We start from the raw sequence: 7,670 nt of genomic DNA, 5'->3' as shown, positions 1-7,670 counted from the left end.
TTCATGAAAGATCTCCTTCGTATTTTAAAAAGTTATTTTGATTAGCTGTTTTCGCTAACGAGTAATACTTTACCATGGGATTATATTTCATAGGTGAAAGATACGTAACAGTTTGTGACAAATGCTCCTTTTTTGTAACAAGAATGTGTTTAAATAATGTGCGTTTTAATTAGAAAAACATCATAAATGAAGAATTGTGCGCTTCTGACATTTGTTTTTTATTAGAAAGATTCAAAATAAAAAAATAGAAAATGCTCAATTTTAGTTTGAAAAGCCGAGAAAAAAGTGAATTTTTTATAAAATTTATACGAAGTGATAGAATAAAAGAAACAAGGAGATGGGATGGATGACGAATATGTATAAAAAAATAATGGTAGCGATTGATGGTTCGGAAAAAGCAGAGAAAGCATTTGGCGAGGCTTTAGAATTAGCGAGAGATAACCAAGCAGAATTATTGATCGTTTCAATTATCAATAAAATCGATTTGACACATAGTGCCTATGCGTTCTCAAAAATCTATGCAGAAGAAAAACAAAAAACAGAAGTGGAACTATTGAAGAGAATCAATGATGCCAAAGAATTCGGGATTGAAACAATTCATGCAATTGTGGAGACCGGTGATCCAAGAACATTGATCGCCACTGTCTTACCAAAACAAGAGTCAATTGATCTTATCGTGATGGGGGCAACAGGTAAAGGCTCGATCCAACAAGCGTTAGTAGGGTCGACAGCTTCTTATGTGGTGACTCATGCGCCTTGTAATGTGTTGGTCGTTAAATAGATGCCGATTCCTGATAAGCTACGTTGCTGATTTCCAACGTGGCTTTTTTGTTCGTGAAGAGTAGTACTGCTAACTAAGGATGTTTGTAAAGGTAATAAATCCATAAGATCAATATCGTTAATGAAATAATCAACCCTAATTCATGTGAAAGTAGTTTTGGGGTGGGTTCCCAATGCCGAAGGGAAAATATTTTGTGGGAAAAATAAGCGACTGGTAAAAGTGTCAGCAATACGGAAAATTTACGCTTCGTCCATTTCGTGTAGTAGATTGCTAAAGTTGTCATTAGAAAAAAAGGAACATAAAAAACCAATTGTCCCAAAGTGTCCATATAATATACGCCTCCAAGGAAAAAAGAAATCTATAATTAAAAATAACACTTTGTATGTTTGTGCACAAGAGGATATGTTATAAAATTTCTTGTTTTTTAAATAAAGTTGTTTTTTTGATTCTTGATGTACTTATTGTTATAATTCTTTTAAAGAAAGGGTGTAGTATTTCATGGACCAAGTGATATTAGAAGTTGATCTACATTTAGTAAACAATATCCGTATTTGCTATTATATTGTTAGTAATAGTGTGGAACCGCGAGTGTTAATGAACAAAATCGATGGTATTTTATCAAAAACGGATGTCCATCAATTTAATGATGGAGACGAAAGTTACTACAGTATTCCAGTTGAAAAAGTGATTTATACGAAAGTGAACGTGCGAAAAGATTTAGATACGAAAGAAATACATGCACCGATCTTCACTGAATATTGAAATAAGCTGGAGGCAATCAAAGATGAATCCCTATGAACAAATGATCCAAGAGTTGATGGATGGAAAAATCCAAAAAATAGAGGTCAAACGTGAGGAAGTCATGGCTTTTCGTGAAGCGTGGTTAAAAATTGAGAATCGCAAGTTTGTTGTTGGAAAGGCCGAACTGAATGGTAATGTGACGTACCACTATGACCCATCAAGATTGTATTAAAAGTAGGTTTTGATAGAAGTGTGGCGATTTGGAGATCAATCGCTTATTTTTGAAACACAAGAAATCCTAACAAAAAATCCCCGACAATCCTTGATTGTTGAGGATTTTTTTGTTTCTAGATCATGACAGACTCGCTCCGATCATCCCTATGAAAATATAAATTTTATTTGAATAGATTTTTGAATTTATCCGTTATTCCTTGAAAATCGACATTTTGGAGAAATTCTTGGGCTTTTTCTTTGTAAGGACCTAGTTGTTCTTTATGCTCTTCGAAAAATGTTTTGGCTTCAGTGAAATTGCCACTTTGGACCAGATCTTTAATTTTCTGAAGTATTTCTTCTTTATTCATAATGAAACACATCCTTTCTTTCCTAATATAATAGCAAAAATCTATGAAATTTTGTAAAAATAACTTCTGTGCTAAAGTCCGATAAAAAACTCGATCTAGAGACGGATGAATGTGATTTTTTTACAAGCTATACTCAAAGAGTAAAGAGGAGGTAGAAAAATGAAAGTAATCAAAGTATTAGTAGGTGCCGTTGTATTTAGTGGGTTGGCGTTATTTGGCTTGAAGTTTTATACCCAAGACGCTACTGGAGAATTACCAGCAGTTATAGACCAATTGAATCCGTTAGTCACTAAGGGAGAAGTGTATGTCAAAACAAAACAGCCTGATGAAGTCAATTCGTTTGGGACAGCAAAATATATCCAAAAGGCAGTTGATGCAAATGGCAACGAACGCGAGATTGAATTTAATGGGTTATCTGTTTTAAAAAAAGACCGTTACTTGAGATTGACGAATAAAGGCGCTCATGTAGAAACATACGAAGAAATTCCCAAAGAAGAGGTACCTAAAGAAGCATTAGCTATAATTGGTTGATTTTATTTTTATTATGTAAACTAAATGTTGAATTAAAAAATAAGCCTAAGAATAATTGATTAATAACTTAATCATTCGTTCTTAGGTTTATTTTATTTTCTCGCCATGCTCAATTTCAATTGATCGATCCGCCGTTCCAGTTTTTTGATCAAACCAGCAGGCAAGCCGATGATCTCAGCGGATGCTAAGACAGAAGAGAGCAACTGATATTCAAGTGCTTCTGCATGGATTTTACGATAGATGGTGGCTAGACGTTCGATGTACTCAAAATGAGTATAGCCAGTTTGAATGATCAAAAATTTCAACAAATCAATGGCTTTCTCGTAGTCTTGCTCAGAATAATAAGCCAATGCTTGTCGATAAAGTTTGATTTCAAGTAAATCGAGGGAAGCAGGGCTGTATCGGTTCGTCCATTCATTGACTGACACTTTTTTTTGGATATTACCAGCAGTATCACGGACGAAGATGATTGGGATTTCATTTGGATCCGCCTTTTTATGAATAAATCGTTCCACAGATTCTTGCTCCTTCCATGCGTTGTTAGCTTGAGTATAAGCTATTTTTCTAGGAAATACTAGTTCTTTTCTAAAGTAAGCATTTGTCCGCCCATGGCAGTAAATACTTGCTCAAAGTCATCGATTGGTACCGCACGATTTTTTATGCCATAAGGATCATTGACATAGATTGATTGATCATCGTAGCCAGTTACAACACAGGCATGGACTAATGGCGTGACTTGTACTTCACCGTTTGCAGTCGTCCAAGTCATGAAATCATTTTCTGTCGGCACTTGAAAATCGATCGTGACAGAAGCCCATACAGGTTTTTCTTCTTTTAGTGCATTTTTGATGTCAGTCAAGCTTGCATCCGTTTGCGGTTTGGTATGATAAGCGGTTTGCAGGATTTCTTGGGCTAACGTAGCGATTGGTGGAACATAGACACCCATTGCCCAGTCACCGCCCCAAATCTCACCAACGAACCCTTCATTTGGATCGCCATGAGTGCCATCAGCATTGAAAACGGGGACATAATTTAATTGTTCGGCTAATTGATTCTTGGTAGTTTCGTAGCCATAGAAGCGCAACAACATCGATAAGGCGGTTACTTCACAGCCATTCTCTAGTGCAGGTTCATCGAATTGATTTTCAAGAGGTACGTCGAGTAGTACTTGTTTTTCTTCGGTTTTGATTGTCTGCTCTATGTTTTCCTCCGTTATTGATTTTTTATCTTCTAATTGTTTATTTGTAAAGTAAAAGACGCCTGAAATCAACACTAGCACTGCCCCGCCTAGTAGTAATCGTTTTTTACTTTTTTGTTTTGACATGAAAGACTCCCCCAAACTTCTTTCTATTATAATTGTTTTTCTAAAAAAAACTACATGAATCTGCCTGATCAAATGTAAAAAACAAGGAAAAACAGTCCAAAAAACGATTTTTTTATTATGTTTAGCTGTTAAAATTTGTGAAAACGAAAACAGTACGCTATAATGCGGATAGATCAAATAAGAGTTTGATCAAATCACCACTAACGAAACACACAGATAAAACGAAATGATTTTCTGTGGCAAACTGTTTGAGTAGTTTAGGAGGATTTTGATGACGGAAGAAATGATTAATTTAGGAGAACAATATTCATGTAGGCCCATTGGTTTTACCAAATCAGTTGTTGGAGAAGTTGTTTCAAAAATGACGAATTGCGCCGTAGTCAAAGTTGCCCAATGCGCTATAGAAGATCAAGAATTATTAGAAGAAAAAGCTAGCATGGTAGTAGCTAAATATGATACATTTGAATAAGAAGATATGGACATGCAACATCGAATGATCATGTTGCAGGTCCTTTTAAGGTTATGAAACGAGCATTGAACACTAAGGCATAAGATAGAAAAAACGAAAACGCCTATTTCATTTTTGAGTTTTTTGGCTTATGACCGAAGTACTGCTCCTTGAATACCGTTTGTTCAGTTAGAGGGGATATGATTTACCCCTTTGATTTTCTAGTTTCAAGAGTTGAAAATAAAGGTGTGGATCGATAAGATGGTTTCCTTTTTTACAATAGTTCTTTTTTTATTTGTCATCGTCATGTGCTTATTTCTATGGCTTGTACGACGAGAGATCGTTTATAAAACGGTTCGGAATCGCTGGGTCTATTTAGTTGTTCCGTTCCTTGCTTTACTGGTTTTATGGTATACATTGGTCAGTCAACCAACCACTGATGAGTTAGTGAAAGGCGTCTTGGCTTCTCTTGTGTTATTGAGTTTCTTGTTAGATAGTCGAGGACTTACTACAGATGGGCTAGTTTTGAACAGCTTTGACCATCGTGGAGTGCCATATTCTGAAATCAACAAAGTCGTTCTTTACCAACCAAAAGATTCGAAAGAAGTCAAAATGAATTTTTTCCGGAACGGTTGGCGTGGTCCGTTATTGAAATTTTCTGTCTCATTAGAAGAATTGATTCCTTTTTTAGCAAAACACTTAAATGATGATGCAGAACTTGATATCATGATCGAGCATGAGGATGAATGATCCATTGAAATGACAAAAAGACAGCTCCTTCTTTTAGTAGAAGGAGCTGTCTTTTTGTATTAGTAGAATTAGCCAAACACGCGGAAACGATCAGCATCGTTCATATATTCTTTTTCGCCAGCTGGAGATTCAGGTGAACCAAAGACTAATTGTGCACGTAATTTCCAGTTTGCAGGAATCGACCATTCTTTTGCGACAGCTTCATCGATCACTGGATTGTAATGTTGTAGGTTTGCACCTAAACCTTCTTCGCTTAATGCCACCCAAGTATTGGCTGTAGCAATACCATTTGATTGTTCTGACCAATCAGGGAAGTTATCTGCATATAATGCAAATTGCTCTTGCAAGTTTTTGATCACATCTGTGTCTTTGAAGAATAAGACAGTACCATAACCTTTTTTGAAACTAGCTAATTTGTTTTGAGTATTTGGGAAAGCATCAGCAGGTGTCAGTGGACGTAAAGCTTCTTCTGTCATTTCCCATAATTTTTCATGTGCATCGCCAAATAAGATTACTGCACGTGTTGATTGCGCATTGAAAGCAGTAGGGCTTTCTTTGATTGCTTCTTGGATCAATGTTGTTAATTCTTCATTTGATTGTGATACGTTACGGCCTAGATCATAGATCGAACGGCGGTTTTTTAAGATATTTGTAAATTCAGTCATAGATTAGTTCTCCTTTAATTCGCTTTTCTGCGTTTTTTTCTTGATGACAAAACGAAGTATATCACCTTACAAAAAGTAAGTAAAACAAAACGCTTAACAAAATGTACGAATAGAAAAAAGATGTTTTTTTACATAAAAAATTCGTTACGATACCGTTTACATACTGAATATACCGACATTTAAGCTTTATGACATAAAGTAGACTATATAATTATTAAAAATAACCTATGTTTTTTCTTATTGTTTTCCCATTAAATTTTTGTTGTATTTATAGAAAATAAGTATATATTTCTTAAATAAATATTTTTACACGGATTTTCGGTAAATATGTGTATTATTTTCTGAAAATTAAAAGAATTGGGGTATGGGAATATGGAAAAACAAGACAAAGGGTTCTTCGGTCAGCCGAAGGGATTGTCTACATTGTTCTTCACAGAGATGTGGGAACGATTCAGTTATTATGGTATGCGTGCCTTACTGATCTATTATATGTACGACACGGTAGCAAATGGAGGCCTTGGTTTACCTCGTGCCACAGCGTTGTCGATCATGTCGATCTATGGTTCGTTGATTTATATGTCGAGTATCGTAGGCGGCTGGTTTTCTGATCGTGTGTTAGGAGCAAAAAAAACCGTCTTTATTGGTGGGGTCTTCATCATGATCGGTCATGTTGTTTTGGCATTGCCGTTTGGTGTCTCTACTTTATTTATCTCGATGGCGTTGATCATCATCGGTACAGCTTTCTTAAAACCAAACGTTTCGGGAATGGTCGGGCATTTATATACGAAAACCGATTTACGAAGAGATGCAGGATTTTCGATCTTTTATATGGGTGTCAATTTAGGCGCATTGCTCGCGCCGTTGATCGTCGGTACGATTGGTCAAGAGTATAACTACCATTTAGGTTTCTCATTAGCCGCTATCGGTATGTTCTTCGGGTTATTGCAATATGTGATCCAAGGACGTAAGACATTGGATGGAGTGGGTATGACACCTCCAAATCCTTTGACACAAGGCGAACGTAAAGGATTTATCCGTAATGTTGTGATCGCTTTGATCGTATTTGCTATTATTTTTGGTGGAGCGCAACTGACTGGACATTTGACGATCGATTTCTTTGTTAATACGATCAGTGTCTTAGGAATCGTTTTACCACTCTATTACTTTATCAAAATGTTGACTTCAAAAGATGTTTCAGTGGAAGAAAAACCACGTGTATGGGCATATATCCCATTATTCTTAGCAGCAATCATCTTTTGGTCATTGCAAGAACAAGGGTCATCGATCCTTGCCCTATTTGCAAGTGAACGAACACAATCGACCTTGATGGGTGTTCCGATCCAAGCAAGTTGGTATCAATCATTGAACCCGATCTTCATCTTTATTTTGACACCTGTGTTCGTTACTTTATGGACTCGTTTAGGTAAACGTCAACCATCAACTGTAGTGAAATTCTCTCTAGGGTTGTTATTTGCCGGATTGTCTTACCTATTACTGATGTTGCCAGGAATGTTATATGGAACAGCTGGAAAAGTCAGCCCACTTTGGCTGATCGGTAGCTTTTTCATCATCGTGATTGCTGAACTTTGCTTATCACCTGTCGGCCTATCAGTGACGACGAAATTGGCGCCTAGAGCCTTCGAATCGCAAACGATTGCGATCTGGTTCTTAGCAGATGCTTCTTCCCAAGCCATCAATGCACAAATCGCACGGTTCTATACACCAGGTACTGAATCTGCCTACTTTGGTATTATCGGCGTCGTTGCAATCGTCGGTGCAGTGATTTTATTTGCAATCAAAGAGCCAATCAAAAAATTAATGGGGTCGATCCACTGATTGGATCTACATC

The 7,670-nt window shown here is 36.6% G+C and carries 12 protein-coding genes; 7 read left to right on the top strand and 5 right to left on the bottom strand.

Annotated elements, in window-relative coordinates:
* Positions 1–346 precede the first annotated feature (346 nt).
* Positions 347–781 (top strand): universal stress protein, encoded by a 435-nt coding sequence (locus ACH0AK_RS14340; protein WP_023519554.1) that lies wholly within the window; start codon positions 347–349, stop codon positions 779–781.
* A gap of 73 nt (positions 782–854) precedes the next feature.
* Here the strand turns inward: ACH0AK_RS14340 and ACH0AK_RS14335 are convergent, their stop codons facing one another.
* Complete coding sequence (locus ACH0AK_RS14335) at positions 855–1,109, bottom strand: hypothetical protein (protein WP_010735611.1); 255 nt, start codon at positions 1,107–1,109, stop codon at positions 855–857.
* 170 nt (positions 1,110–1,279) lie between these two features.
* On the opposite strand from ACH0AK_RS14335, the gene ACH0AK_RS14330 reads away from it, so the two are divergent.
* Both ACH0AK_RS14330 and ykzS read left to right on the top strand, forming a co-directional pair.
* Positions 1,280–1,543 carry a hypothetical protein gene (locus ACH0AK_RS14330; RefSeq protein WP_010735610.1) on the top strand — a complete coding sequence of 88 codons (264 nt, stop codon included), beginning with the start codon at positions 1,280–1,282 and terminating at the stop codon, positions 1,541–1,543.
* Positions 1,544–1,565: 22 nt separating this feature from the next.
* The gene (gene ykzS / locus ACH0AK_RS14325; RefSeq protein ID WP_010735609.1) at positions 1,566–1,754 is read left to right on the top strand and encodes a protein YkzS; all 189 of its coding nucleotides are present in this window, start codon (positions 1,566–1,568) and stop codon (positions 1,752–1,754) included.
* A gap of 163 nt (positions 1,755–1,917) precedes the next feature.
* Here the strand turns inward: ykzS and ACH0AK_RS14320 are convergent, their stop codons facing one another.
* Positions 1,918–2,103, bottom strand: a complete 186-nt coding sequence (locus ACH0AK_RS14320; RefSeq protein WP_019724087.1) for a hypothetical protein — start codon at positions 2,101–2,103, stop codon at positions 1,918–1,920.
* A gap of 159 nt (positions 2,104–2,262) precedes the next feature.
* Here ACH0AK_RS14320 and ACH0AK_RS14315 point away from each other — a divergent pair, with 159 nt between their 5' ends.
* Positions 2,263–2,634 carry a YxeA family protein gene (locus ACH0AK_RS14315; protein ID WP_010735607.1) on the top strand — a complete coding sequence of 124 codons (372 nt, stop codon included), beginning with the start codon at positions 2,263–2,265 and terminating at the stop codon, positions 2,632–2,634.
* A 92-nt stretch (positions 2,635–2,726) separates the two neighbouring features.
* Here the strand turns inward: ACH0AK_RS14315 and ACH0AK_RS14310 are convergent, their stop codons facing one another.
* Entirely contained in the window at positions 2,727–3,149 is a 423-nt protein-coding gene (locus ACH0AK_RS14310; RefSeq protein WP_066026276.1) for a hypothetical protein, read from the bottom strand.
* Positions 3,150–3,208: 59 nt separating this feature from the next.
* Positions 3,209–3,958, bottom strand: coding sequence for a C39 family peptidase (locus ACH0AK_RS14305; RefSeq protein ID WP_023519556.1), 750 nt, complete (start codon positions 3,956–3,958; stop codon positions 3,209–3,211).
* A 271-nt stretch (positions 3,959–4,229) separates the two neighbouring features.
* Here ACH0AK_RS14305 and ACH0AK_RS14300 point away from each other — a divergent pair, with 271 nt between their 5' ends.
* Together ACH0AK_RS14300 and ACH0AK_RS14295 are read left to right on the top strand one after the other, a co-directional pair.
* On the top strand, positions 4,230–4,427 hold the full coding sequence (locus tag ACH0AK_RS14300) for a hypothetical protein (RefSeq protein ID WP_010735604.1): 198 nt from the start codon (positions 4,230–4,232) through the stop codon (positions 4,425–4,427).
* A gap of 240 nt (positions 4,428–4,667) precedes the next feature.
* A complete protein-coding gene (locus ACH0AK_RS14295) occupies positions 4,668–5,156 on the top strand; it encodes a hypothetical protein (RefSeq protein ID WP_010735603.1) in 489 nt (162 codons plus the stop codon).
* A gap of 68 nt (positions 5,157–5,224) precedes the next feature.
* Here ACH0AK_RS14295 and ACH0AK_RS14290 read toward each other — a convergent pair whose 3' ends face one another.
* On the bottom strand, positions 5,225–5,821 hold the full coding sequence (locus tag ACH0AK_RS14290; protein WP_010735602.1) for a nitroreductase family protein: 597 nt from the start codon (positions 5,819–5,821) through the stop codon (positions 5,225–5,227).
* A gap of 372 nt (positions 5,822–6,193) precedes the next feature.
* On the opposite strand from ACH0AK_RS14290, the gene ACH0AK_RS14285 reads away from it, so the two are divergent.
* Positions 6,194–7,657 (top strand): peptide MFS transporter, encoded by a 1,464-nt coding sequence (locus ACH0AK_RS14285; protein WP_010735601.1) that lies wholly within the window; start codon positions 6,194–6,196, stop codon positions 7,655–7,657.
* Positions 7,658–7,670: the final 13 nt, after the last annotated feature.

The sequence above is a fragment of the Enterococcus pernyi genome, assembly GCF_045371165.1.
Classification (GTDB): domain Bacteria; phylum Bacillota; class Bacilli; order Lactobacillales; family Enterococcaceae; genus Enterococcus_B; species Enterococcus_B pernyi.
Note: the sequence above shows the minus strand (reverse complement) of the source record. Positions and strands in the feature narration are given on the sequence as shown.